The 23,336-nt window shown below is 67.0% G+C and carries 24 protein-coding genes; 5 read left to right on the plus strand and 19 right to left on the minus strand.

All coding sequences use genetic code 11. The annotated features are described in order from the left end of the window. Positions 1-10 precede the first annotated feature (10 nt). From mhpA (NA3_RS28015) to NA3_RS28030, 4 genes are all read right to left on the minus strand, one after another. Positions 11-1,534: a bifunctional 3-(3-hydroxy-phenyl)propionate/3-hydroxycinnamic acid hydroxylase MhpA gene (mhpA, locus tag NA3_RS28015; protein WP_062966663.1), complete on the minus strand. Its 1,524-nt coding sequence runs from the start codon at positions 1,532-1,534 to the stop codon at positions 11-13. Positions 1,535-1,607: 73 nt separating this feature from the next. Then, a complete protein-coding gene (locus tag NA3_RS28020; RefSeq protein WP_062966664.1) occupies positions 1,608-3,524 on the minus strand; it encodes an acyl-CoA synthetase in 1,917 nt (638 codons plus the stop codon). Further along, entirely contained in the window at positions 3,521-4,459 is a 939-nt protein-coding gene (locus NA3_RS28025) for a fumarylacetoacetate hydrolase family protein (RefSeq protein WP_062966665.1), read from the minus strand. Before NA3_RS28025 ends, NA3_RS28020 begins: the two co-directional genes overlap by 4 nt. Next, complete coding sequence (locus tag NA3_RS28030; RefSeq protein ID WP_062966750.1) at positions 4,456-5,589, minus strand: VOC family protein; 1,134 nt, start codon at positions 5,587-5,589, stop codon at positions 4,456-4,458. Before NA3_RS28030 ends, NA3_RS28025 begins: the two co-directional genes overlap by 4 nt. Positions 5,590-5,724: 135 nt before the next feature. Between NA3_RS28030 and NA3_RS28035 the strand changes: the two genes are divergently transcribed. Next, the gene (locus NA3_RS28035) at positions 5,725-6,405 is read left to right on the plus strand and encodes a TetR/AcrR family transcriptional regulator (RefSeq protein ID WP_062966666.1); all 681 of its coding nucleotides are present in this window, start codon (positions 5,725-5,727) and stop codon (positions 6,403-6,405) included. Here NA3_RS28035 and mhpA (NA3_RS28040) read toward each other — a convergent pair. The 3 genes from mhpA (NA3_RS28040) to NA3_RS28050 are packed head-to-tail and all read right to left on the minus strand — an operon-like array spanning position 6,376 to position 10,012. Continuing rightward, a complete protein-coding gene (mhpA, locus tag NA3_RS28040; protein ID WP_062966667.1) occupies positions 6,376-8,130 on the minus strand; it encodes a bifunctional 3-(3-hydroxy-phenyl)propionate/3-hydroxycinnamic acid hydroxylase MhpA in 1,755 nt (584 codons plus the stop codon). The two genes, NA3_RS28035 and mhpA (NA3_RS28040), sit on opposite strands and share 30 nt — an antisense overlap. After that, positions 8,127-9,155 carry a VOC family protein gene (locus NA3_RS28045; RefSeq protein ID WP_062966668.1) on the minus strand — a complete coding sequence of 343 codons (1,029 nt, stop codon included), beginning with the start codon at positions 9,153-9,155 and terminating at the stop codon, positions 8,127-8,129. The genes mhpA (NA3_RS28040) and NA3_RS28045 overlap by 4 nt, the downstream gene beginning before the upstream one ends. Further along, entirely contained in the window at positions 9,152-10,012 is an 861-nt protein-coding gene (locus tag NA3_RS28050; RefSeq protein WP_084491940.1) for an alpha/beta fold hydrolase, read from the minus strand. The genes NA3_RS28045 and NA3_RS28050 overlap by 4 nt, the downstream gene beginning before the upstream one ends. 177 nt (positions 10,013-10,189) lie before the next feature. Here NA3_RS28050 and NA3_RS28055 point away from each other — a divergent pair, with 177 nt between their 5' ends. Continuing rightward, positions 10,190-11,056, plus strand: a complete 867-nt coding sequence (locus NA3_RS28055) for an alpha/beta fold hydrolase (RefSeq protein WP_062966670.1) — start codon at positions 10,190-10,192, stop codon at positions 11,054-11,056. 40 nt (positions 11,057-11,096) lie between these two features. Here the strand turns inward: NA3_RS28055 and NA3_RS28060 are convergent, their stop codons facing one another. Beyond that, entirely contained in the window at positions 11,097-11,732 is a 636-nt protein-coding gene (locus NA3_RS28060; RefSeq protein WP_084491934.1) for a TetR/AcrR family transcriptional regulator, read from the minus strand. Between the two features lie 194 nt (positions 11,733-11,926). Between NA3_RS28060 and NA3_RS28065 the strand changes: the two genes are divergently transcribed. Further along, positions 11,927-12,709 carry an IclR family transcriptional regulator gene (locus tag NA3_RS28065; protein ID WP_062966671.1) on the plus strand — a complete coding sequence of 261 codons (783 nt, stop codon included), beginning with the start codon at positions 11,927-11,929 and terminating at the stop codon, positions 12,707-12,709. A 395-nt stretch (positions 12,710-13,104) separates the two neighbouring features. On the opposite strand, the gene NA3_RS28070 is transcribed toward NA3_RS28065, so the two are convergent. From NA3_RS28070 to NA3_RS28115, 10 genes are all read right to left on the minus strand, one after another. Continuing rightward, positions 13,105-13,335, minus strand: coding sequence for a hypothetical protein (locus tag NA3_RS28070; protein ID WP_062966754.1), 231 nt, complete (start codon positions 13,333-13,335; stop codon positions 13,105-13,107). A 32-nt stretch (positions 13,336-13,367) separates the two neighbouring features. After that, positions 13,368-14,504 (minus strand): 3-ketosteroid-9-alpha-monooxygenase, oxygenase component, encoded by a 1,137-nt coding sequence (locus NA3_RS28075; protein WP_062966756.1) that lies wholly within the window; start codon positions 14,502-14,504, stop codon positions 13,368-13,370. Continuing rightward, on the minus strand, positions 14,488-16,215 hold the full coding sequence (locus NA3_RS28080; protein ID WP_062966672.1) for a 3-ketosteroid-delta-1-dehydrogenase: 1,728 nt from the start codon (positions 16,213-16,215) through the stop codon (positions 14,488-14,490). Before NA3_RS28080 ends, NA3_RS28075 begins: the two co-directional genes overlap by 17 nt. A 14-nt stretch (positions 16,216-16,229) precedes the next feature. Continuing rightward, on the minus strand, positions 16,230-17,135 hold the full coding sequence (locus tag NA3_RS28085) for a VOC family protein (protein WP_062966673.1): 906 nt from the start codon (positions 17,133-17,135) through the stop codon (positions 16,230-16,232). A gap of 44 nt (positions 17,136-17,179) precedes the next feature. Then, on the minus strand, positions 17,180-18,364 hold the full coding sequence (locus NA3_RS28090; protein WP_062966674.1) for an acyl-CoA dehydrogenase family protein: 1,185 nt from the start codon (positions 18,362-18,364) through the stop codon (positions 17,180-17,182). 192 nt (positions 18,365-18,556) lie between these two features. After that, the gene (locus NA3_RS28095; protein ID WP_062966675.1) at positions 18,557-18,823 is read right to left on the minus strand and encodes a hypothetical protein; all 267 of its coding nucleotides are present in this window, start codon (positions 18,821-18,823) and stop codon (positions 18,557-18,559) included. Then, positions 18,820-19,446, minus strand: a complete 627-nt coding sequence (locus tag NA3_RS28100) for a TetR/AcrR family transcriptional regulator (protein ID WP_062966676.1) — start codon at positions 19,444-19,446, stop codon at positions 18,820-18,822. The genes NA3_RS28095 and NA3_RS28100 overlap by 4 nt, the downstream gene beginning before the upstream one ends. Before the next feature lie 37 nt (positions 19,447-19,483). Then, positions 19,484-19,828, minus strand: a complete 345-nt coding sequence (locus NA3_RS28105) for a hypothetical protein (RefSeq protein ID WP_062966677.1) — start codon at positions 19,826-19,828, stop codon at positions 19,484-19,486. A gap of 54 nt (positions 19,829-19,882) precedes the next feature. Next, complete coding sequence (locus tag NA3_RS28110; RefSeq protein WP_308189525.1) at positions 19,883-20,317, minus strand: zinc-binding dehydrogenase; 435 nt, start codon at positions 20,315-20,317, stop codon at positions 19,883-19,885. A 112-nt stretch (positions 20,318-20,429) separates the two neighbouring features. Continuing rightward, positions 20,430-21,155: a hypothetical protein gene (locus NA3_RS28115; protein WP_062966678.1), complete on the minus strand. Its 726-nt coding sequence runs from the start codon at positions 21,153-21,155 to the stop codon at positions 20,430-20,432. Positions 21,156-21,682: 527 nt separating this feature from the next. On the opposite strand from NA3_RS28115, the gene NA3_RS37805 reads away from it, so the two are divergent. Both NA3_RS37805 and NA3_RS28120 read left to right on the plus strand, forming a co-directional pair. Continuing rightward, on the plus strand, positions 21,683-21,850 hold the full coding sequence (locus NA3_RS37805) for a hypothetical protein (RefSeq protein ID WP_167355055.1): 168 nt from the start codon (positions 21,683-21,685) through the stop codon (positions 21,848-21,850). A gap of 165 nt (positions 21,851-22,015) precedes the next feature. Continuing rightward, positions 22,016-22,681: a maleylpyruvate isomerase family mycothiol-dependent enzyme gene (locus tag NA3_RS28120; protein ID WP_062966679.1), complete on the plus strand. Its 666-nt coding sequence runs from the start codon at positions 22,016-22,018 to the stop codon at positions 22,679-22,681. A 153-nt stretch (positions 22,682-22,834) separates the two neighbouring features. Here the strand turns inward: NA3_RS28120 and NA3_RS28125 are convergent, their stop codons facing one another. Then, entirely contained in the window at positions 22,835-23,263 is a 429-nt protein-coding gene (locus NA3_RS28125; protein WP_062966680.1) for a hypothetical protein, read from the minus strand. Positions 23,264-23,336: the final 73 nt, after the last annotated feature.

Consider the following 23,336-nt stretch of genomic DNA (forward strand, 5'->3'; position numbering starts at 1 on the left):
CGTCGCCGCATCACCGCCGAACGCTCGGCGCGAAGTCCGGAAGTGAGGCACACAGCGCGGACAAGCTCCCGCGACCGTCCCGCACGGTCGCGTCGGGCCGGACGACGAGCGTGGACGCACGACCGCGGCGCATCCAGCGAGACAACTCCGAATCCGGTGCCGGACAGACGATCACACCACCTCGTCGGCGGATCGCGGCGCGATCGCTCGTCGTCGGAAGTTCGAGGGTGATGACGGCGTACCGGCCTCCGACGATGTCGTCGATGCGCTGCCCGTCGTCCAGTCGATCGTTCGGAATCAGACGACCGGCGAGACGATCGCGTGTCACCCTCGGCGTCACCACCGAGGAGTTACGCAGCGGTGGCGATTCACCACTGGTGACCATCCGGGCGAAGCCCGGGATGTGATGCAGGTGTGGCGCGATCAGGCCACGCACCCGGTTGCCCACCTCACCGCCTGCGGTCATCGTCAGGCCGGTGAGCTCGGCCAGCCGAATCATTTTGCGCGCGTGTGGTTTTCGTTCCCTTTCGTAGGTATCGAGCACTGCGGCGGGAAGCTCGTCGCGCAGCACTCCGGCCAGCTTCCAGCTGAGATTCGCGGCATCGCGGATACCCGCGCCCATCCCCTGTCCGATGAACGGCGGAGTCAGATGGGCCGCATCTCCGAGCAGGAACACCCTTCCCTGCCGCCACCGATTCGCGAGTTGCGCACGGAAGGTGTACTCGGCGACACGCACCAATTCCATCTGCTCATAGCCCGTCTCGCCCAGCCACGGGTCCAGCAGTGGGCGAAGAGTGGCCACATCCCGGTAGTCGTCGGCGCTTTCACCCGCATGCAGCCGAAATTCCCATCGGTAGCGGGTCTTTCCGATGCGCATGTAGGTCGCCGCGCGAACGGGATCGCAGATTTGGTGGACGCCGTCCCAATGGGGCAGCTCGGCCGTCGAGGCGATATCGACCACAAGCCATCGCTGTTGAAATCGCAGGTCCCGCATATGTGCCCCGATTCGGCTGCGCACCAGGCTGTTCGCTCCGTCGCAGCCCAGGACATACTCCGCCCGGACGGATTCGGTCTCCCCGTCCGATCGATCGGTGAACTCCACTCGCACGCAGTCCTCTTCTCGGACTACGTCGGTGACCTCCACATTGCCGCGCAACCTCGCCTCCGGATACCGGGACAGATTGCGACGAAGAATCGCTTCCAACTCCGGTTGGTCGAAGAGGTTCGCCTCCGAATGACCGTTGCGACCGCCCGCCGGATCCCGATCGAATTGCGCCAGCACGCGATGATCCGAATCCACCAAACGCAACCCCGACGCCGGTCGGGACACGGCGTCGAATTCGTCTCCGACGCCCAGCCGTTGGAGGATTCGGCGGATTTCGCCGTCGAGGTGAACAGCGCGCGGCTGCGGGTACACACCCTCCCACCGCTCGAGAACCAGCGATTCGATCCCGTATTGGGCGAGCAACGTCGCCGCGGTCAGCCCGGTCGGGCCCGCACCGACGATCACCACCTGGAACGCCGGCGAGTTCACGAGGGCACGCCCCTCACCCAGGCGACAGCCGCGACGGCAGCCGGGCCGCTGCCGACGGCGGTGGACACGATCGTCATCGCCGACTCTCCACTCGCCAGGTAACGGCGTAGCGCGCCAGAACCGCGTCGATCGCGGCACGGTCGGCTGCGGAGTCCAGCACCACCGTCGCGACGATGGCGCCGTCTTCGACCGCCGCCGCGATGTCGGCAACTCCGTCCGTATTCCCCAGCGCGTCGATCAGTTCGCGTCGCGTCGCATCGGCGCGCAGGCCCAATTTGTACGGTTTGCCGACGTCGGTGACCGGCAGTGCGTCGAGGATCGTCACGGTCTTCGGTACGGCCGCGCGTTCGTGCATACGCTGGGCCGCCCAGCTCAGCAGCTCGGCCTCGGTGACGGTCGCATCGCCGGTGAGCGCGACGTAGGCGACCGGTACCTCACCGGAGTGCACGTCCGGGCGACCGACGGCCGCTGCCGCGGCGACCTGCGGGTGAGAGAGCAGGACGTCCTCGATGGTCGCGGGATCGATATTGTGACCGCCGCGAATGATGAGATCCTTTGCGCGGCCGTGTAAATGGATGAACTCCTCGGCGTCGATATGCGCCAGATCTCCGGTGTTCAGCCAGCCGTCGATCACCGTGCCGAGCCCGTCGAGGCGGTGGCCGGCGTCGGTGTGGCCGGTCACATAGCCTGCGAAAACAGTCGGTCCACTGACGACCAGCACGCCGGTTTCCCCGGCAGGCACGTCTTCCCACGCCCCGTTGTCGGCCGGGCGGACAACCGCGACGCGCTGATAAGGCATGCGCTGGCCGACCGCGCCGGGCCGGGGAACGTCGGGAAAGCTGCGCGCGGTCGCACACGTGGCCTCGGTGAGGCCGTACCCTTCGACGAGGGTCACCCCGGTGTGTTTCTGGAAATCCGCACGCACCGCCGCCGGCAACGGCGAGGCCCCGACCATCGCGTAACGCAGGCTGGAGATGTCCGCCTGGACCGGGCACTGGGCCAGCACCGCGTAGACGGTCGGCACCGCGCTCATCGCCGCAATCCGGTAGTGCGCCACGATGTTCCAGAATTCCGCGTACAGGGTGAGATCCCGGTATCCCAGCGGCCCCGCCCACACCACCGATTGGCCGCGGAACAGCGGAGCGAGCACGGTGACCACGAGAGCGTTGACGTGAAACAGCGGCAGCGCGGCGAAGGCAACCGCGTCGTCGTCGAGCAGCGAGTTGGCCGCGATCATCCACGCGTTGGCGACCTCGCCGGAATGACGGTGAGCGGCCAGCTTCGGCACGCCGGTCGTTCCCCCGGTATGGAACAGCGCCGCCAGATCCGATCCGGTAGGTGGCCGCCCTGCGAAACCAATCGAAACCTGTTCTGCGGCAAGGAGGTCGAGATAACCGACCAGGACTCCGTCGATGACCGGCAGCGTCGGCCGAGGCTGCGCGGCGGCCGTCGGACGCACGACGAGCAGCGCGTCCAGTAGACCCCGCTCGGCCAGCGCGCACGCGGTGGTCCAGGTCTCGGGAGCAAGCTCCGGACCTGCGGCGATCACAGTCCTGGCGCCCGAACGGCGCAACAGTTCCGCGATATGGTCGCCGGACAGGCCACCGTTGATCGGCGCGGCGATGCCCGCCAGCTGGGCGGCCAAGGTCGCCGGGATCAGCTCCGCGCAGTTCGGCGCGATGAGCGCGACCGCATCGGAGCGGCCCACACCCAACTCGTGCAGCAGATTCGCATATCGATGCACGTCCGCGAGCAGCTCGGAGTAATTGCGCTGCAATGGTTCTCGCCAGCGGGACGCATCGGGCAGTACAGTGAGTGCCCGCCGCTGCGGCCATCGTGACGCGGCACGGACGAGCAGCGCGTACGTGGATTCCGGCAGGCCACGTGCCTCGAGCGGAATCGACTCGATCACCTCGAGGTCTGCTGGGCTTTCGTAGCGCGGCCACAGCAGGTCTTCGGACGCGCCGACAAGGGACGCGGTGTCGGTCATCGGGCATACCTCACGACCGTGCGCTGGCGGCCCAGATCGAGCACGCCGTCGTCGGTGCCGATCGCGGCCTCCACCACGTCACCGTCCTTCAGATACTTCGGGTTCTTGGCCTGTCCGGAGAAGAACAGCTTCCACTTCACCTTCGGCGGCAGCAATGAGCCGATGATCTCCACCGGCTTGGGCGGTGCACTGATCGCGGTGCCGACCGGCGTCCCGGTCAGCAGCAGATCACCGGCGTCCATCCGCTGGAAACGGGTCAGTTCCCGCAGCGCCTGGACCGGCCGGTAGATCATGTCGGCGACCGTCATGTCCTGACGCGGTTCGCCGTTGACCCACAGCCGCAGTCGCAGGTCGGTGAACCGCTTCAGCTCGTCGGCGTCGAGCAACACCAGCGCCGGCCCGACCGGGGTGAAGGTCGGGTACGACTTCGCTTCGTAGAACTGCGTTTTCGGCAACTGGACATCGCGGGCGGAGACATCGTTGGTCACGACCAGGCCCGCGATGTAGTCGGCGAGGTTCGCGGCGGTGACCTCCGAGCCGACCGGCATCTCCCGGCCGAAGACCAGCCCGATCTCCACCTCGTAATCCAGGAGCGACACGTGGGCCGGCCGGATCACATCGTCGTAGGGGCCACTGATCGATCCCGACGCTTTGCGGAAGAACGTCAGCGGTACGGTCTCGGGATCGCCACCCGAATCCTTGACGTGGGAGGCGAAGTTCGTCATCTGCGCGACCACGCGGCACGGCGCGGTCACCGGAGACACCAACGAAAGGCTCTCCACCGCAACGGTATCGGAGTTTGCGGATGCCGCGAGGACAGCGTCTCGATCCGCCAGTAGCTCTCGGGTGGTGGTCGCGGTGGTGTCGATCCGGGCGGCGCCCGCTGGTGTGCGCACCCACCAGCCGTCGGCGGTGCGGAGTACGGAGATGGTCATGAATTGGCTACTTTCAACAGGCCGCGCAGGCGGCGGAAATCGAATTCGTTGTCCTCGCGCAGCGCGGCGACGATCGCGCGTGCCTCACGCAACGACTCGGCTCCGGGCTTGACACCGAGGAAGTCCTTGGTGACCGGCGGGCCCCACTGCGCCAAACCGGAAGCGCTCATCGGAGCCCAGCCCGGCTCGACAGTGGAGTCGAACATGTCGCCGTCGCTGAAGTGTTCGACCATGAACCCGTCGGGATCACGCCAGTAGTCGAAGATCTGACTGCCCTGGATATGCCGGCCGATTCCCCACGATCGGCGATAACCCTGCTCGCGCAGATACTCACCACCCGCGGCCAGGGCATCGAGGTCGGCTACCTGATACGCCGAATGCACGTACCGGTTCGACGGGCCCAATGTCAGCGCGAGCGTGTGATGATCGGCCGGAGTTCCCGCCCGGTCGCAGCGAATGAAACTCATGACCGGACCGCGCTCCCGCTGGCCGGGGTAATAGAGGAAGTCGCTGACGATCAGCCCGAGATTGTCCAGGTACCAGTCGAGGGTCTGCCGGTATGTCGTGGTCTGCACGACGACGTGGCCCAGTCGTTGCACCCGCGCCGGGGCCCTGGCCGGCCGCTGTGTGGCGTTGACCCGCACCACCTCATGGCCCGTATTCAGCGTGTGGGGTTGCTGCGGGGTGAGGGGCGCGAGCTCATGGGTGTCTGCGACGACCCGCACCCGCAGCCCACTCGGATCGGCGAGATCGACGGCTACTCCCCCGAGCGATTCGTCCAGGGGCACAACCCGGCCGCCGGACGCCCCGGACAGGCGCGGGAGGTCGGCGGAATCGGCGGCGCGAAAGGCCGGTCCGACGAACCGCGATCGGGGACCGCGCCGGATCAGCACGCACGGCGCGCCCGGGTCCGTGCCCCGCAACTGCAGCCGATCGGGTGTACGCATCGCGGTCGCGAAGCCGAAGGCGTGAGCGAAGGTCTCCGCCCTGTCGAGGTCGGGCTTCTCCAACTCCAGCCATGCGAGGTCGAGCACCTTGACGACCGGATTAGGCGCCCGCCCGGGGTGCTCTCCCGGCAACGCGCCGCGCTCGCTGTGCAGGCCACTGTGCACATCGTGATGGCCGCTCATCGGCCGCTCCTTCCAATAACTGACGATATCGTCACTCACGAAGATATCCACAGTCAAGAGGTACTGAGAATTTCGTCAGAATTGACAAGAGCGGCTACGATGACGATCACGTATGCCAGAAGAGGTGATGCAGCGATGACCGCACAGACCGGGGCCCAGCCGAACCGGCTCGAGCGCCGCAAGGCACGCACCCGCGCCGCACTCGTGACGGCGGCGCAGACGCTGATCGCGGACGGAAAATCGAACGTTCCGATCATCGAGATCACCCAAGCCGCCGACGTCGGAATGGGATCGTTCTACAACCATTTCGACAGCCGGGAGGAGTTGTTCCAGGCCGCGGTCGAGGAGGCGCTCGATCGGCACGGCGCATTACTCGACGTGCTCTGCGAAGACCTCGACGACCCGGCGCAAGTGTTCGCTCAGAGCTTCCGGCTGACGGGCCGGATGCACCGCCGCAATCCCACCCTGAGCAAGGTCCTGATCAACAACGGCCTCGACCTGGCCGGCTCGACGAAGGGGTTGGCGCCACGCGCGCGCCGCGATATCGAAACCGCCGTCCGGGCAGGTCGATTCGACGTCCGGGATCCGGAACTGGCCATGACGATCGTCGCGGGAGCCACGATCTGCCTCGGGCGACTGCTGCACGACCGACCCGAGCGCGATGACGCCGAGGCCACCGATTCGGTGACCGAAGACCTGCTGCACATGCTCGGCCTCTCGCGCGAGGATGCTCACGAGATAGTCCAGCGCCCGCTGCCCTCTCTCGACGCTTCCCCGGGCGATACGTCAGTCGCCGCCCCGCCCACTCATGGATGACGTCGAATGTGCAAGGGAGACAGCGGAACCGGGTGTCCGCACGGTGTCGACGCCGAGCTGCCTGGTGAGTTCGGCGACCACTTCGCCACCGCGCCCGGCCGGCGCGGTGCCGAAGACGAACCAGTCCGGGCGCAGCAGCACCATCCCGCCGGAACCGACGCCGGCCTTGGCGAACCATCGGACCAACGCGCCGGTGTGGTCTTCGACGTCGGCGTAGTCGTCACCCGTTGTGCGTCCGTCGCCGGGTGAACCCCGGGGCCGCCCGCCGAAGGGGTAGACGGTCACGAAGCGTGTGCCCAGCGCCTGCAACGCGGCCACCTCGTCGCCGTCGAGCGCGGCCCGAGGGTCGACGCCGTAGCCAAGCACCGAGAATCCCAGGCCCAGGACGTCGTCCAGTCGCTGGTGGCGGCCGTCGTAGGTGCGGACCTCCGGTTGCGGGGACAAGGTGCCCTCCACACCGCGCAACCCGAACTGCCGGCGGGGCAGGCCGAGGTAGGCGTGCCGGCGGAACCGCGGACGTGGCTTCATCTTGGCGGCGCGGATCCAGCCACCGAGGCCGGGCGTGTGCAGCGAGGCCGTCATCACGAGGTCGCGGGCTGCGGCGACCAGTGTGTTGTCGACCGACACCAGGGATTTGTTGAAGACCGAGAAGTCGATCATCGCCTTGGCGTGCGGCCGGCGTTCGGTTTCGTAGCTGTCCAGAATGCTGTGGCCGGCACCGTGTTTCAGGATCGCGGTGAGCTTCCAGGCCAAGTTGTCCGCATCACGCACGCCCGAGCCCATGCCCTGCCCGACGAACTGCGGTGTCATGTGCGCGGCGTCGCCGGCGAGCAGGATGCGCCCGGCGCGCCAGCGATCGGCCACCACGGCGTTGAAGGTGTAGACGAGCTTGCGCAGCACCTGCACCTCGTCCGGGTTCACGAACCGGGCGATATGCCGGCGGACCGTGTCCGGGTCCTCCATCTGCTCTTTGGTCTGTGATTCGGTGAGCATGAACTCGAACCGGTGATGCCCGTCCGGCTGCGGACACGACACGATCGGCAGATCCGGGTCACACACGAAGTCGAAGTACGGCAGATGCCGGAAGGCGTCCACTCCGTCTTTCGCCTTCAGATCCACCACCAGCCACCGTTCCGGAAAGCTGGTGCCGGTCATGTCGATTCCCAGCTTCGTGCGCACAACACTGCGTCCGCCGTCGCAACCGACCAGGAACTTCGCGCGCACGCGCTCGGCGGAACTCGGATCGATCTCCGATTCTCGCTGACCGTAACCCGTGCCGCTGGATCCGACGTGCTCGACCTCGACACCGTCGGTGTCCTGGTCGAATCCCACAACCTCACGGCCCCTACGCACCGTCACATGCGGATACTTGCCGAGGGCGCGTTCGAGGCTGTTCTCCAGATAGGGCTGGTACAAGAAGTTGACCACCGGCCAGCTCAACGGCCGTTCGACCTGTTTGAACTGCACCAGCACACGTCCGTCGCGGCGCACCCACTGCACAGCGGAGTCGGTGTTCATGTCGGCGGCGAGTTCGTCTGCGGTACCGGCGGTTTGGAAGATCCGCATACATTCGTCGTCGGTGTAGACCGCTCGCGCCAGCCCGTAGTACTCGGGTTCGCGTTCGAGCACCAGCACACTCACGCCCCGTCGACCGAGCAGGTTGGCCAGGGTCAGGCCGGTCGGGCCCAGGCCGACGACCACGACGTCGTAGTCGGTGGTGCTCATCGTGAAAACCCTTCTGCGAGCGCGGGAACGGTGATCTCCGGCGTTCCGATCGACCGCAGCGCCTGCCGGAATCGAGCGAATTTGCTGAGAACGGTCTCTCCGACCGGGGTGTGACCCCAGATGCTGATGCCTCGATAGGTGGCCGGTTCCCAGGTGGATTCGAGCTCCGGACCGACCACGATCGGGTTCCAGCCGACCTCGAGCTCGAAACCGGACGGGGTCACGCAGTAGAACGACAACTCCCTGTCGTTGGTGTGCTGGCCGACCGACCATTGCATCCGGAACCCCAGCGCGGTGACCCGCTCGAAAGCGGCGAGCATATCGTCCAGCGATGCGGACTGAATATTGATGTGCTGCATCGAGGTTCGAACCGGATCGATCTTCACACCGCGAACATTGGCGATGGCGATCGAATGGTGCCGCTCGTTGACCCGCAGGAACCGGATCTTCATCATCAGGCCCGACACGTTCTCATCGATATAGTCGGACAAGCGGGAGTCGAAGACGGTCTCGTAGTAGCCGCGGATCGCCTCCGGTTCGCGGGAGATCATCGCCACGTGCCCGAGACCGGCCTCGCCCGTCACCCAGCCGGAGCTGATCATCCGCAACGGCTCCGCAGTCGTGATCGGTGCCGTGAAGATCTCCTGCGCGATGCCTTTCGGGCCGGCGAAGCGCCACAACCGCTCCACACCCCGCAGCGCCGCGTCCTCCGGTGTCGCCTCGATGATCGGGACCCCGCGCCCGGTGACGCGGGCGAGGATGCGGTCGAAGGTCTCGTGATCATCGACCTGCCAGCCCAGCGCGATGACGTCCTCGGCCGAGCCCCGCCGGATCAGAAACCGGCAGCAGCGATCGTCCAGACGAAAACGCACCGTATTGCTGTCGAGATGATCGACGTGCAGCCCGATCGCGTCGGCACCGAAGCGCCGCCAATCGGTCAGCCGATTCGTTTGCACGACAACGTATCCCAGGTGCACGGCACCGAACACCGAATCGTCGGTGTCCGGGCGGAGGAAGTCACTCATCGGTCGGCCTCGAGAAACGCGGTGGCCACACTGTTGAACAGCTCCGCGCGTTCCCACTGCACCCAATGACCGACATTCGCCGCCAGATACAGATCACAGTCGGGCATGGCGTCGGCCAGCATGCGCCCGCCGTCGGGCCTGTTGACCTTGTCGTCGGTCCCCCACACGACCAGCGTCGGATGGGCCACCTTGCGCAGGCGCGAGTCACGAGTGAAATCCATCCGCCACAGCGTGCGCAACGCGAGCGGACCCGAGGGCCGGCGCAACGGCGGATTCGCCACCACTTCCGGGTCGAGGCTGGCCTGATAGCGGGTTTCGATGAGCTCCTCGGGCACCGCACTGCCGTCGAACACCAGGTATTCGCGAACGAACTCTGTCAGTTTCTCCCGGCTCGGCCCGGTCCCGGTGTAGTAGTCGAGCAGCCGCTGCAAACCCGCGGTCGGCAAGGCCCGAGTGGTCCCGACCCCGCCAGGGCCCATGAGGACCATTCGGTCGACCTTCTCCGGCCGGTCCATTGCCAGGCGCAGGGCCGCCGCACCGCCGTACGAGTTGCCGACCACGTGCGCCTTCGGGATATCCAACACGTCCAGCAACCCGACGACGGCCGCCGCCAAGTCACCGAACGGATCCGACCCGTCCACCCACTTCGATGAACGACCGTAGCCGGGCATATCCGGCACGATCACCCGGAACCGCTGTGCCAGCACCTCGATATTGCGCGAATAGTTCGACACCCCCGACGCCCCGGGGCCACCACCGTGCAGCAGGACCACCACGGGACCCGAACCCGCCTCCACGAAGAAGATCTCGCGCTCGCCGACCCGAACCGTCCGTTCGATCCCGACACCATCGTCGATGCTCGTCACAGCTACCTCCACACAGCAGTTATTGATCAAATCATCAGTTCCGATGGTATTCGCTGTCAAGGGCAGATGATGAAATCATCACAAACTGTTGCTCCGAACCGGCTGCCGGTCGACCGCTGACCGGGAAATGTCGGCGGTGCCGCGCCGCGAGGATGGCAGGCTCGGAGCATGAGTACCTCCGTCGATGCCCACGCCGTACCCGAATTACTGGAACTGCCCACCGAACACGGCGTGCTGCGCTACCGCGACTGCGGCGAGGGCCCGCCGCTGCTGATGCTGCACGGATCCGGGCCCGGCGTCACCGGCTGGCGTAACTTCAGCGGCAACGTGCCGACGTTCGCACAGCATTACCGCACGCTCGTGCTCGAGTTTCCCGGATTCGGGGTCAGCGACGACTTCGGTGCGGCACATCCGATGATGTCGGCGCAACTGGCGGTCACCGCGTTCCTGGACGGGCTCGGACTCGAGACCGTCCGGATCATCGGAAACTCGATGGGCGGTTTCGTGGCAACGGAATTCGCTCTCGCCGCGCCGCAGCGCGTCGATCGCCTGGTGACCATCGGCGGCATCGGCACCACCATCTTCAGCCCACAGCCGGGCGAGGGGATCATCCGGCTCAGCGAATTCGTCGAGAATCCGACTCGCGACAGCTTGGTCGCCTGGCTTCGCTCGATGGTCTACGACCAGGCGCTGCTCACCGAGGAGTTGATCGAGCAGCGCTGGGAGCAGGCCACCGAACCCGGCGTCCTGGAGAATTCGCGGCGGATGTACGGGCGTGCGGCGCTGGCGCGGATGGCGGAGGCGGCGCGCGCCGCCGATGTCACACCGGGCTGGGCGAATCTGCGCCGCATCTCCGTTCCGACGCTGATCACCTGGGGGCGGGACGACCGGGTGAGCCCGGTCGACATGTCGTTGATCGCGATGCGGACGCTGCCGCACGGCGAGGTGCACATCTTCCCGAACTGCGGGCACTGGGTGATGATCGAGCAGAAGCAGGCGTGGGAGGCGACCGTCTCGGCGTTCCTCGCCCGCTAGCCACGGCGGCGGCGCCGGTTCCGCCACATGCGCTGCGCGACTACGGGACCGGCACCGACGGCTGGGCCATCACCGCACGCAGACCGACGAGCAGCATCCTCATGCCGCGCAGTTGCAGCGCCTCCACCTCGGAGAAATCACCGCCGACCTCCTGGTCCACCCACTGGATGTAGGCCTGGCGGCTGGTGTGCACGATCAGTTCCGCCGGGAGTCTGCGCAGGAACGGATCGTCACCGAGTTCGACTCTCGCCGAAAGGAATTCGGTGATCGGCTCGCAGAGTTGCTCGCCCCATTCCAGCCAGCGCAGACGGTACTGCGGCGTGTGGATCATCAATGTCATGAACTTGCGGTCGGACTCGGGGGTCCGGCGCTTGTACACCTCGGTGGTGAACGCGCGCGCCAGGGTTTCGGCGACGTCGGCGTCGGCCGGCGCGTTCTTCAGGAAGTCGATGATGATCGCCTGGCTGCGCCGGAACAACGGCCCCATGACGTCTTCCTTCACCGGGAAGTGGCGATGGAAGGTCCTCGGCGCGATCCCGACCGTCTCACAGATGCGCTCGACGGTCGCGGAGGTGTCACCGTCGGCGACGAACATATCGCGCGCGGTATTCGCGATGGCCAGGCGCAGTTCCTCCGCGCGGCGTTCGGTCAGCGTCGGCCTGGACGACTTGCTCACGACCCGTGTCCTCCTCGATCGCAGTCCACAGTAACGCGGCCGGGAAAACGCTTCGCGGAGTTCGCGTCCGGCGAGCTGTTCGAGCGGATCGGTGTGATCTGCTTTACATCCATCTGCGCCCTCCTTAAACTCAAACCTGTCAGAATCTGACATGTAGTCACATTCTGCACATGTCTGGCGGTTGGAGGCAACAAGTGGCAACGGTGCAGCTCGAACAAACCCCCAACGCGATGATCGATCGCGTCGCGTCCCTGCTGGAGGCCTTCGTCGGGCAGCGGCCCATGACGCTGGCCGATATCGCGCGGCGGTCACATCTGCCTCGCTCGTCGGCACATCGAATCCTGCAGCGGCTCGTGGAACTCGGCTGGGTGGAACGCCACGGCTTCGAATACGCCTTGGGCATAAGGATGTTCGAGCTCGGATCGCAGGTGGTGCGTCAGCGCAGCCTCAACGACGTGGCGATGGCCGTCATGACCGCACTGCACCGGCGCACGGGGCTGACCGCGCATCTGAGCCTGCTGTCCGGCGCGGAGATCCTGCATCTGAACCGGGTGGGCGCCTGGCCCACGCCGGGCCGCCAATGGGCCGTCGGCGCTCGGCAGCCGGTCGAGCTCACCGCGGCCGGACACGCGTTGCTCGCGGCGATGGAACCGGAGCAGTGGCCCGACCTGCCGTTCGCCAGCGCACCCACCTGCTACAGCGTGCGGACTCGCCGGCAACTGGAACGCGAACTCGAGAAAGTCCGCGACCGCAGCGGGGTCGCGGTCGACGCGCAGGGCTGCGCGCTGGGAGTCACGGTAGTGGCGGCCGCGCTCGACATCGACGTCGACCGCGGTCGGGTGGCGGTCTCCCTGTGCGGTCCGACGCGCTCGATCAAAATCAGCGCAGTCGTCTCGGAGGTGCGGCTGGCGGCGAACGAGATTCGGCGCGTGGCGCTGGCGGCGCCGCGGAGAGGTCCGCAGCCCGTCCACGTATGAGTCACGAGTAAGGTTGCAGCACAGGAACTTTCGCAGGCGAGAGCACCGATGCTCACTTGCTCTCCTGGAGTCAGGCAGGCTGGCCGATCGGACGGATCGTCACCATGTTGAGGTCCGACGCCCGCCGGCTGGTCGAGCGCAAAACCGATCGCCTCGGCCACCGAATCCGGGCTCATCGCGATGAGCGGAACCTGTCCGTGCCAGAACGCGGTGTCGATCATGCCGGGGTTCACGACCGTGACCCCGATGCCGCGGGTCGTGGCGTGCAAGCGGAGGTTCTCGGCAAAGCCGACCACAGGCGATGCACACCGAATCGGTCCGATGAACGGATCGAGGAGATATCGCACGGGCCCCTGCCGTCGAATGACGACAGGGGCCCGTTGTCTCGATACCGCTCAGCGCGCCGCGCTGCCGAGTACCCGCAGTTCTCCGGATTCCGCAGCGGCCCATATCGATTCACGTAGCTGCGAGCAGTGTTGCATCGCCGCATCCGAGAGTACTTCGGCGGCATGACGTTCCACGCACGCCGCACTCGACTGCGCGTCCCATTGAATGCTCGTCTGCGCCCAACTGCTCTTGCGAGCGAGCACGCGCGCACCGCACTGCCGGCACTCGACCGGCGCCATCGGCACCTCCCGGATGCGTTCGTCGATCGACGTCACGAGCTCGCCTCCGCGGCTTTGCGGGCGACGTTCTCGCGGACCTCCTCCTGCCAGGCGGCCAGCGGTCGCGTGGTGTCGAGTTCGAATTCGAACCGGTCGACCATTTCGGGGGCGATGTCGGCGACGTCGACGTAGAACTGCTGATACCAGCGGCGCAGCTGATAGACCGGGCCGTCCTCCTCGCAGAGCAGCGGATTGTCGATGCGCGCCTTGCGCTTCCAGATCGCGACGTCCTGCTCGAACCCGAGCTTGACCCAGTCGCCGAGCGCGACGGCGGTGGCCATCGCCTGATCCTCGGGCAGCGTGTCGGATTTCTCGACGATGATGCCGTACTGGAGGACGAACGAATTCTCGTCGATCGGATAGTGGCAGTTGAGCAACACGGTTTTGTAATCACCGTGTTCGTAGTGATAGACGAGGTCGTCGATCATGAACGACGGCCCATAGTACGAGGCGACCGACGAGGTGCCCAGCAGTTGCGGCTGGCCCACCGGCCCGGGCAGGTCCGCGCGGGCACCGCTTTCGAAGTACTGGGTCGCCACCGGTCCCTCGAAAACGTTCTTGAAGAAGGTCGGCAGGGAGCCGTGGATGTAGAAGAAGTGCGCCATATCCACGACGTTGTCGATGATCTCCCGGCAATTGGTGTCGACGACCGTGGTGTACCAGTGCCAATCGGTCCAGTTGTCGGCGCCCGCACCAGCGATCCGCGGGATGGTGACGTCCTCCGGCGGCGGATTGCCCTCCGGATCGTTCCAGACGAACAGCATGCCGTCCTGCTCGAGCGTGGTCCATGCCCTGGTGCGCGCCAGTGGCGGTACCCGACGGGCGTACGGAATCTGCTTGCAGCGCCCGTTGCCGCCCCAGCGCCAGTCGTGGAAGGGGCAGGCGATCTCGTTGCCCTTGACCTCGCCGTCGGACAGGTCGCCGCCCATATGCCGGCAGAACGCGTCGAGCACGTTGATCCGGCCGTCCTCACCGCGGAAGACCACCAGCTTGGTGCCGAAGGCCCGGACCGAATGCGGCCGTCCGTCGGCGAAGTCTCGGATCAGCCCGAGACAATGCCAGCCGCGTGCGAATCGCGTCGGCACCGTCCCGGCCTCGATCTGGCGAACCTCGTCATGCGTCGTTGTCATGTCCACCGTCCTTGGAAACAGAATGTCCCGCAGCCGTTTTCGCTGCGATATAGCCGAAAACCAGTCCTTGCCCGATCGTCGCGCCCGCACCCGGGTACGTGGTCCCGAAGGCATTGGCCGCCGTATTGCCGATCGCGTACAGGCCCTCGATGACGCTGCCGTCCTCGCGCAGTACGCGAGCCGAACCGTCCGCGCGCACCCCACCGCACGTTCCGAGGTCGGACAGCACCAGCTTCACCGCGTACAAGGACCCCTTCCTGCCGAGCGGCCGCAGATTCGGGTTCGGGCCGATCGTGGGGTCGCCGTAGTAGCGGTCGTATGCGCTTGCGCCCCTGGCGAATTGATGATCGACACCCAGCTCCGCGGAGGCGTTGAAGGTGTCGAAGGTCGCGGCGAACGCGTCCGCGGGAACATCCATCGCCCGCGCGAGGCCCGCCGGATCGGTGGCCGTCACCGCGATGCCGTCGTCGTACCAGGACTGTGGCAACGGCTGCCGCGGGAACAGGCCCGCGGCGAAGATGTAGCTGTTGCGGTAGCGCTGATCGAAGACGAGCCACATCTCCTCCACCGGATCACCGGCGCGCTCACGCTCGAGCACCCGCTGACCGAAGGACATGTAGTCGGTCGCCTCGTTGACGAAGCGCCGCCCACTCTGGTCGACGATGAACGAGCCGGGCAGCGCGCGCTCGGCCAGTAGCACCGCCGGCTGCCCGCCGGGCGGCGCGGCCACGGCCGGAAACCACCACGCCTGATCCATCAGTCCGATCGCCGCACCGGCCTCCTGCGCCACCGTGATGGCATCGCCGGTGTTGGTTTCGCAGCCGAGGCTCGCATGCTCGACCAGCCTGTCCGACTGGAACTTTCGCCGCATCCGGGGGTTGTGGTCGAACCCGCCGGCGGCGAGCACCACTCCGCGCCGGGCGGTGACCTCGGTGCGCGCACCGTCGCGGTCGACGACCGCTCCGGTGACCGCGCCGTCCTCCCCCACCAGCAGTCGCGTCAGCGAGGTGTCGGTCCAGATCGGAATTCCGGCGCGGATCGCGCCCGCGAACAGTCCTGCCGCCAGCGCCTGCCCGCCCGCGATGTACTCGCGTCCCCGGGCGAGCCCGCCCACCCCGATCGCCATGGCCTTCATCCCGCGCCACAGCGCCTTGCGCGGAGTCCGCGCGATCAGGTTGAGCCATTTGTAATCCGCACCGGTCACCGGCATCGGCAGCCCGGAGGCCTCCATCACCCCGGGACGCAGCCGCGACCGATGCGCACCGAGCTGGGAAGCGTCGAACGGCTTGCACTCGCAGGTGCGTCCCGCCGCCGATCCGCCCGGCAATTCGGGGTGATAGTCGGAATAGCCCTCGGCCCACATGAACCTCATCGGTGTGGTTCGCGCGAGCATCTCGACGGCGGCGGGCCCGTGTTCGATAAATGCCGCGCCGCGATCGTGCGGAGCCGAATCTCCCACCACCGCTTCGACATACGCCGAGGCGGCGTCGGCATCGTCGGCGGGCTGCTGTTCGCACAGCAGGAAATTGCCAGGCACCCAGAACGCCCCGCCGGAGCGGGCCGTAGAACCGCCGACATATTCCGACTTCTCCACGACCAGAACCGACAATCCCGCCTCGGCGGCGGTGAGCGCGGCCGCCAGACCGGTGCCCGATCCCACGACCAGCAGATCGACCTCGTGCTTTGCTGTGATGGTGTCGCTGGATGTCATCGCCGACCGGCCCTTCACGCTTGTTTCGCCTGCTTGGCCCACAGCCATTCATGACCCCAATAGCTGTCGGCGGTGATCTCCTCGGCGGTGTAATAGGACTCGTCGACCAGTTCGCCCGCGGTCCCGTATTCGATATCCCAGCCGCCGGGCACGCCGACGTAGAAGGACACCATCTTGTCGTTGGTGTGGCGGCCCAGCGTCGACGACACCGGGAAATTCCGTGCCATCACCTGGTCGAGCGCCTGCCCGACGGCATCGAGCGAATCGACCTCGACCATCACGTGAATCAACCCGGGATCGCGCCCTTCCAGCGCCGGCATGATCGCGAGGCTGTGATGGCGCTGATTCACCCCGAGGAACCTGATCCGCACCGGTCCCGCGCCGGGAGGTGAGGGCATCCGGAACGCGCCCCGTGACAGGAAGCCCAGCGTCTCGGTGTAGAAGGTGTAGGACGCCTCGAAGTTGGCGGTCGGCATCACCACGTGACCGAGTCCCTGTGCGCCGGTGACGAATCGCTGCGCGTATTTGGTGATTACCGGACTGTGCTCGAGTACCGGCCCGTGGAAGAACTCCAGCGGCGTGCCACCGGGATCGGTCATGCAGATACCGGCTTCGACCTTGCGGCGGTCGGCCAATTCCTGTGACATGGGCGTGTATTCGTATCCGGCGTCGCGCAGAATCGCTTCCAGCCGGCGCAGCGCCGGTCCGTCCCGCAATTCCCAGCCGACCGCGCTCACCCGGTCGACATCGGCACGTTCGACGGTGATCCGTGACGGGCGCTCGTCCATGCGGAAATGCAGCGCGTCCTTCTCGTCCCCGAATCCCGGCGCGAATCCCAGCACATCGAAGCCCAATTCGCGCCAGCGATCCATATCGGTGGCGAGAACCCGAACATAGCCGAGCCCTTTGATTTCACTCATGGATAATCGCTTTCACTCGTGAAGAAAATTCGCTTCGAGGCCGGTCAGATCATCACGCGCAGGGGGCCCTGCGGTACTTCCACGCCCAGCGAGGCCATGGCCGCGGCGTGATAGGTGGTGCTGGAGACATGAATGGCGTGGTGCAGCCCCGCGTGGGCATCGCGCCAGAACCGTTGCAGCGCATTGTCCATCCGCAGCGCATTGCCGCCGGCGCGATCGAAGATGTCGTCGGCGGCCCGGACCGCCCGCCATGCCGACCGGATCTGATCCCGGCGAACTGTGGCGCGCATCTCGAAATCGATGTCCTTACCCGCGTCGACCAGGTCCCAGATGCGGTCGACGTTGGCGAGCAGCTGCTGGCGCGCGGCATCGATCTCCGACGCGGATTCGCCGAGCGCATGCAGGACGTAGGGGTCGTCCTTGACGAGAGTTCCGGTGGCCCCCACCCGGTTTCGCTGATAGTCGATACCCGCGGCCAGCACACCCTCACAGATGCCGATCGTCGCCGAGGTGATGCCCAACGGGAACATGGTCGACCACGGCATCTTGTACAGGGTCTCGGTGACGCCGTATTCCGCGGCCGCACTCCCGTCGATGACCTTGCCCTGGTCCATCACCCGGTACTCGGGGATGAACGCGTTCTTCACCACGATGTCCTTGCTGCCGGTGCCGCGCAGCCCGACCACATCCCAGGAGTCCGCCACGATCTCGTAGTCCGAACGGGGCAGGATCACATGCAGCGGCTGCGGCGGCATGACCGGTGTGCCGTCCGCGTGACCGACCAAGGCGCCCAGGAAGATCCAGTCACAGTGATCGGTGCCGGAGGAGAACTGCCAGCGCCCGCTCATGACGTATCCGCCGTCGGCCGGCACCGCCACACCGCCGGGCATATACGGCGAGGCCATCCAGGTGTCGGTGTCCTCGCCGAGAACCTCCTCCTGCACCTTGGGATCGGCGAAAGCCAGCTGCCACGGGTGCACGCCGACGATGCCGGCCACCCACCCCGCCGAACCGTAGAGGCTCGCGGTCTTCATCACCGTCTCGGCGAACTCGCGCGGATGCGCCTCGTAGCCGTTGTACTTCTTGCGCTGCAACATCCGGATGACGCCCGCGTCCTTCAGCCCCTTGGCCATGTCGTCGGGCAGCCGGCCGAGCGAGTCACCCTCGTCGGCTCCGTTGCGAATCTCCTCGGCGATGCTGTCGATGGCGCCGATCACTGTGTTGGACATACGGCTCAGCTTGGCGGCTCGACCCGCGTCTGTGACCTGAGTCTCCTACTCATCGGAACACCGGATCACCGTCCGGGACCGGTCCCTGAGCCGCGCCATCGATTGCGGTAGCGGACTACTCGTGCGGAGCACCCGCGGGCGGGCCCACGCTGAGCGCATTGCCTTCACGTCGAGGCGAGCCGCCCGGCGGCCTTATCCGCCCTGGGTCCGATGCGTGCCCGCACTCGGCACAGCGACGATGATGAACTGTGTCGCCGCCGCGAAGAACGGTTCGGTGGCGAGGTGTGTCAGCCACCTTTCGGCCGCGTCTCGGGTCAGATATCCGGCGTCGACGGCGCGGTCGGTGACTCTTTCGAAGCCGAGCACCCGGTCGGCGGTGGTGACATCCCGGAACGTGGTCGTGATCGGCAGTACATCCGCGATGTGAAATCCGCAGCTGTCCGCGCCGTCACGACTCATCGTTTCCCCGGCGGCGTGATTCCGGCGAGGAGGACATCGGCGACGTGGTCGGCGTAGGTCAGGGGGTCGACGTCCGGATTCGTGTCGAGATACTCGAGCATGCTGTCCACCATCCCCTGATAGGTCACCGCCAGCAGGTGCGGATCGAGGTCCGGCCGCAGCTGTCCCTGGTCCTGACCGCGCCGCAGCAGTGCGGCTTGCCGGGCGTACAAGGCGTTGTATTCCCGGTCGCGAAGGGCGGCACCGCCGCCGAATGCGCCCAGATTCAGCACGATCTGACGGATCGTCCGCAGCTCGGCGCCGTGCGTCGCGGGCAGCTGCGCCGCGCGCCGGATCGCCGCGCGCAGTAGATCATCGACGTCGGCCTCGAGGTCGATGTCGGCCGCGACGACCGCTTCGAGTGAGGTGAACGCGCGCCGGGCGGCGTGTGCCATCAAATCGTCGAAGTCGGTGAAGTAGTGCCAGAGCAAGCCCTTCGACACCCCGGCGGCGCGTGCGATCTCGTCGGCGGTCGCAGCGGCCAGCCCGTCGCGCCCGACGATCTCGATGGCCGCGGTCTCCAATTGCAGGCGGCGGGCCTCGGCGCTGAGCCGTTGCCGGGCGCGCTGATTCGGGGCTGTCATATCCGCTCGCGGACGACCAGCAGGATCATCAGCGCCATCAGCACCGCGATGCCCAGCATCTCCACCCGCATCCACCCGGGGAGGAATGCGGCAGCAGCGCTTCGACGACGTTCACCAGGAACAGCGCGGCCGCGATCAGGCCCACGGCGCGCAGCGCGGCGACACTGCCGCGACGCGCCGACCGCAAACGCAGCGGTAGCAGCACCGCGAACACCGCCACGATCACCGCGTGACCCCATGCTTCGCGCGGCGCCTCGTGCGGGGCGGCCGCGGACAGAACCGCCAGGGCGACAACGGTTGCGAGAGCTATCCCGAGATAGACCCGCACCAGCACGCCGAGACGCTCCAGCTCGATCGACGCGGTGGACGACTTATTGACCATGCAGTCAACATTAATGACCGGCCAGTCAATACGTCAATACCACCCTTGGCCGCGCTACTCGTCGGCGACCTGAATGATCGTCCGGCCCGGTGTGCGGTGGCGACGCGCGAAGGCGGCCGCTGTTTCGGCGAGCGGTCGCACGGAGCCGACGACGGGCGCGAGCCGCCCCGAGCGAACCCGCTGGGCGAGATCGGCCAACCGCGCGCGGTCGGGTTCGACGACGAAGAAGACGGCTCGCCCGCCCTTGGGCTGCGTGGTGGGCGGCATGGAGATGGTGACGAGAGTGCCACCGGGACGGACCAATTCGATCGAGCGCTCGAGGATTGCGCCGCCGATGACGTCGAATACCACGTCCACCCCACCGGCGTCCCGTACGTCGTCGCTGTCCAGGTCGAGAAAGGCCCGTGCGCCGAGTCCGAGGACGAGGTCACGGTCGCCGGCGCGGCCGGTGCCGATCACGTGCGCGCCCACCTCGCGCGCGAGTTGCACGGCGAGATCGTCGTCGGGGCCGGAACCCCGGGACGAAATGCGCGAGCACGTCGGAATTGACTGTGCCGCCGGTGGTTTTCGGGGCGGTGGCGGACGACGTGGTGACCGTGCGCTATGTCTCCGCGGGACCGGATGCGGCGGCGGGGTCGGGCGCATCGGTGGGCGCGGCTTTCGGCGGGACGGGTGCGGTGATCCCGACGATCGTGCCGACCGCCGCGCCGAGCGCCGCACCGAGCGCGGCAGCGGGTGCGGCGACGATCGCCGCACCGACGGCCGCGCCGATCAGCGGGCCGGCCACCAGACCGGTCGGCAGGAACGGGATACCGACGACAAATCCGGCCGCCGCGCCGAGCGCAGCGGCGGGGATCGCGAGCGGCGCGGACGCCGCCGCACCGATGCCGGCGCCGATGGCCGCACCGACCCCGGCGTCGACGACCGTGGCGGCGCATCGATCGGGATCGGCGGGAACCTGGTCACAGAACGTCTCGACCGGATGCCGATCCTCGACGGGCAGTACGTCCGCGATCGGGGCAGGCGAGGCGGCCGCCGGGTCGACGGGCACCGGGTCCGAGGTGGCGGCGGCCGTGGTGACGACAGACGGGGCGTCCGCCGTCACCGCCGGGGCCGAACCGGCCTCCACGAGCGCGTTCTGCGGGGCGACAGCCGAATTGTCCTGAACGACAGGCCCCTCGGCGGGCGGCAACGGCAGCGGGAAGGGAAGTAACCCCTGCACGTCGTGCGCCACCGTTTGCCAGTCCACTGCCAGCGGCGGCACGGCGGGTGCCTGCGCGGCGTCGGCCGGGGTGAGAACGAGATCGCCGGGAGACGCTGTGGCCACTCCCGTGCCTAAAAAGACCGCAAGCGGCAACATGCTCGCAATCAACAGTGGACGTGACATGCGCCGATGATCAGTCTCCGGCATTTCACACCTCCCGGGTGTATATCTTCGAGTTTGTCCCGACCCTCTCGCATGGTGGTGCACGTTGCGGCTGAGGTAGTTTAAGCTCCAACTGGGACCGGACAGGGAAGAAACGGCGAATTCACGTGCGTCGATCGAGTGACGATTTCGTCCCCCGACTCGGGGAATCCCCGCTTATGTCGGAGTCGACTACGAATTTCTGGCAAATTCACAGCAGGGGCCGATCGGAGAACCAACCGCGATGCTTCCGCGCGGTCCGAGACCAGCTTCGCCTGGCAGGCCGCTGGTTTGCTGTCCGGCTGCCGACGACCGCCGGCAGATGTCACCACGACGGGCCACGACCACAACCCGAGCAGAAGGCCGGCCACCGAGCAGACAGGGTCGGTTCGGGGGCCGCCTTACTCGAATTCACCTTCCGCGGCGGCTTCGCGGCGTAGAAAGAGACCATGGGAAGGCCGGCGACCGTCGTTGTCTACGTGCTCGCGCTGGTGGCCGTCGCGGTCTGTGTCGATGTGCTGTTCTTCAGGCACCATGTCTGGGCGCGGCTACTGGTGAACGTCGGGATCGTGCTGGTGTTCGCCGCGTTCTATCTCAGGTTCGCGCAGCGTTCGTGACGCACCGGGCGGCATCGGAGACGAGGACCGCCGCACCGATGAATTCACGCCGGTCATCTCGTCGGCATTGTGGAACATCCGCCGTCCGCGGACGTCGCCTGCCCGGCCCCGCACGGTGTCGGGCGATCAGTGGCGCGTCCGGACACCCGACAACTGGAGGCATCAATGACGAATACTGTTGCTCGCGAGGACATGTGGGCGATGGTGCATGCCGAACGGGCGGCGTTGGCCGACGATCTCGCCGGCTTGACCGAGCGGCAATGGGACCGGCCGACGTTGTGCGGGGAGTGGACGGTGTCGGATGTTGTCGCCCACCTCACCGCGGCGGCCACGACCGGCCGGTTTCGCTGGCTCCGGAGCGTGCTCGGCGCCCGGTTCGACTTCGACGAGCACAACGAACGGCAACTCGCCGCGCATCGTGGCGCGAGCCCCGCGGAAACCCTGGAACGGTTTCGCGCCGTCGTCACCAGCACGGTCGCGCCGTCGGGACATACCGCGGCCTGGCTCGGTGAGGTGGTCGTCCACGCGCAGGACGTCCGCCGGCCCCTCGGGCTGTCCGGCACGCCGTCCGTGGAAGCCGCCACCACGGTCGCCCGCTTCTACGCCGGGCGCAATTTCACCGTGTCCAGCCGCAGCAGGATCGAGGGATTGCGAGTGGAGGCGACCGACGGCCCCTTCGCGACCGGGACCGGTCCGCTGGTCGCCGGAAGCACCATCGCGCTGACCATGGCGATGGCCGGCCGAATCACCTACTGCGACGACCTCTCCGGCCCCGGGGCGACCATCCTGCGCGATCGCCTGGGCACACCGACCGGCACGGCCACCGCCTGATCCCGGACACGGACGGAGCCTGGAATATGCTGTAGCACAGCATATTCCAGGCTCCACGCATACTCGGGCAATGCTCGCAGCACCGCTCGTCCGACAAGGCCCACCCGGACCACGAATACATCCGGGCTGTCTCAGCGACCGGCGGTACGACGATCAGGGTTGCGGCTGTGCGGTGCCCGACATTCCGGTGCCGCGCCGGGTGAAGGGATTGCGCAGGCGCGGTTTCGGCGTGGCCGCCGGCCGCGCGGTCTCCGCGACGACCGGCTGCGCCGGCGGGGTCTTCGCGAGATCCTTGCGGGTGGCGGACATTTCGCGGCGCGAGTGCCGCAGTTCGCGGCGGATCTCCGCATGCCGCCGCGCGGAGGAGAACGCCCCGCTCAGGACGATGCCCAGGCCGAGCATACCGACCGCGCCGACCGCGGCACCGGCGGCGAACAGTTCGTTCTGCGTAGGAGTGAAATGGGCTCCGAAGACGGTGAATTCGCTCGCCAGCACGTGCGTGTCGCCGGAATTGGCCAACGCTGCGGCGATTCCGACGACCAGCGCGGCGAACAGAATGATCAACCCGATGAATACGATCATGGCTACTACCGATTCTCAACATCGATGGACTGGTGTAGTACGGAAATAACCGGCTTCCGGATCGTCAAACAGG

The organism is Nocardia africana NBRC 100379, from assembly GCF_001612635.1.
GTDB lineage: Bacteria > Actinomycetota > Actinomycetes > Mycobacteriales > Mycobacteriaceae > Nocardia > Nocardia africana.

Bases quoted from the DNA above. Each gene is read 5' to 3' on its own strand.
- mhpA (WP_062966667.1), bottom strand. From the start codon at position 8,130: ATGAGCACCACCGACTACGACGTCGTGGTCGTCGGCCTGGGCCCGACC.
- NA3_RS28030 (WP_062966750.1), bottom strand. From the start codon at position 5,589: ATGAGCGGCCATCACGATGTGCACAGTGGCCTGCACAGCGAGCGCGGC.
- NA3_RS28025 (WP_062966665.1), bottom strand. From the start codon at position 4,459: ATGACCATCTCCGTACTCCGCACCGCCGACGGCTGGTGGGTGCGCACA.
- NA3_RS37805 (WP_167355055.1), top strand. From the start codon at position 21,683: ATGGGAAGGCCGGCGACCGTCGTTGTCTACGTGCTCGCGCTGGTGGCC.
- NA3_RS28080 (WP_062966672.1), bottom strand. From the start codon at position 16,215: ATGACATCCAGCGACACCATCACAGCAAAGCACGAGGTCGATCTGCTG.
- NA3_RS28045 (WP_062966668.1), bottom strand. From the start codon at position 9,155: ATGAGTGACTTCCTCCGCCCGGACACCGACGATTCGGTGTTCGGTGCC.
- NA3_RS28075 (WP_062966756.1), bottom strand. From the start codon at position 14,504: ATGACAACGACGCATGACGAGGTTCGCCAGATCGAGGCCGGGACGGTG.
- NA3_RS28105 (WP_062966677.1), bottom strand. From the start codon at position 19,828: ATGGTCAATAAGTCGTCCACCGCGTCGATCGAGCTGGAGCGTCTCGGC.
- NA3_RS28055 (WP_062966670.1), top strand. From the start codon at position 10,190: ATGAGTACCTCCGTCGATGCCCACGCCGTACCCGAATTACTGGAACTG.
- NA3_RS28085 (WP_062966673.1), bottom strand. From the start codon at position 17,135: ATGAGTGAAATCAAAGGGCTCGGCTATGTTCGGGTTCTCGCCACCGAT.
- NA3_RS28090 (WP_062966674.1), bottom strand. From the start codon at position 18,364: ATGTCCAACACAGTGATCGGCGCCATCGACAGCATCGCCGAGGAGATT.
- NA3_RS28125 (WP_062966680.1), bottom strand. From the start codon at position 23,263: ATGATCGTATTCATCGGGTTGATCATTCTGTTCGCCGCGCTGGTCGTC.
- NA3_RS28070 (WP_062966754.1), bottom strand. From the start codon at position 13,335: ATGGCGCCGGTCGAGTGCCGGCAGTGCGGTGCGCGCGTGCTCGCTCGC.
- NA3_RS28120 (WP_062966679.1), top strand. From the start codon at position 22,016: ATGACGAATACTGTTGCTCGCGAGGACATGTGGGCGATGGTGCATGCC.
- NA3_RS28020 (WP_062966664.1), bottom strand. From the start codon at position 3,524: ATGACCGACACCGCGTCCCTTGTCGGCGCGTCCGAAGACCTGCTGTGG.
- NA3_RS28035 (WP_062966666.1), top strand. From the start codon at position 5,725: ATGACCGCACAGACCGGGGCCCAGCCGAACCGGCTCGAGCGCCGCAAG.
- NA3_RS28095 (WP_062966675.1), bottom strand. From the start codon at position 18,823: ATGAGTCGTGACGGCGCGGACAGCTGCGGATTTCACATCGCGGATGTA.
- NA3_RS28100 (WP_062966676.1), bottom strand. From the start codon at position 19,446: ATGACAGCCCCGAATCAGCGCGCCCGGCAACGGCTCAGCGCCGAGGCC.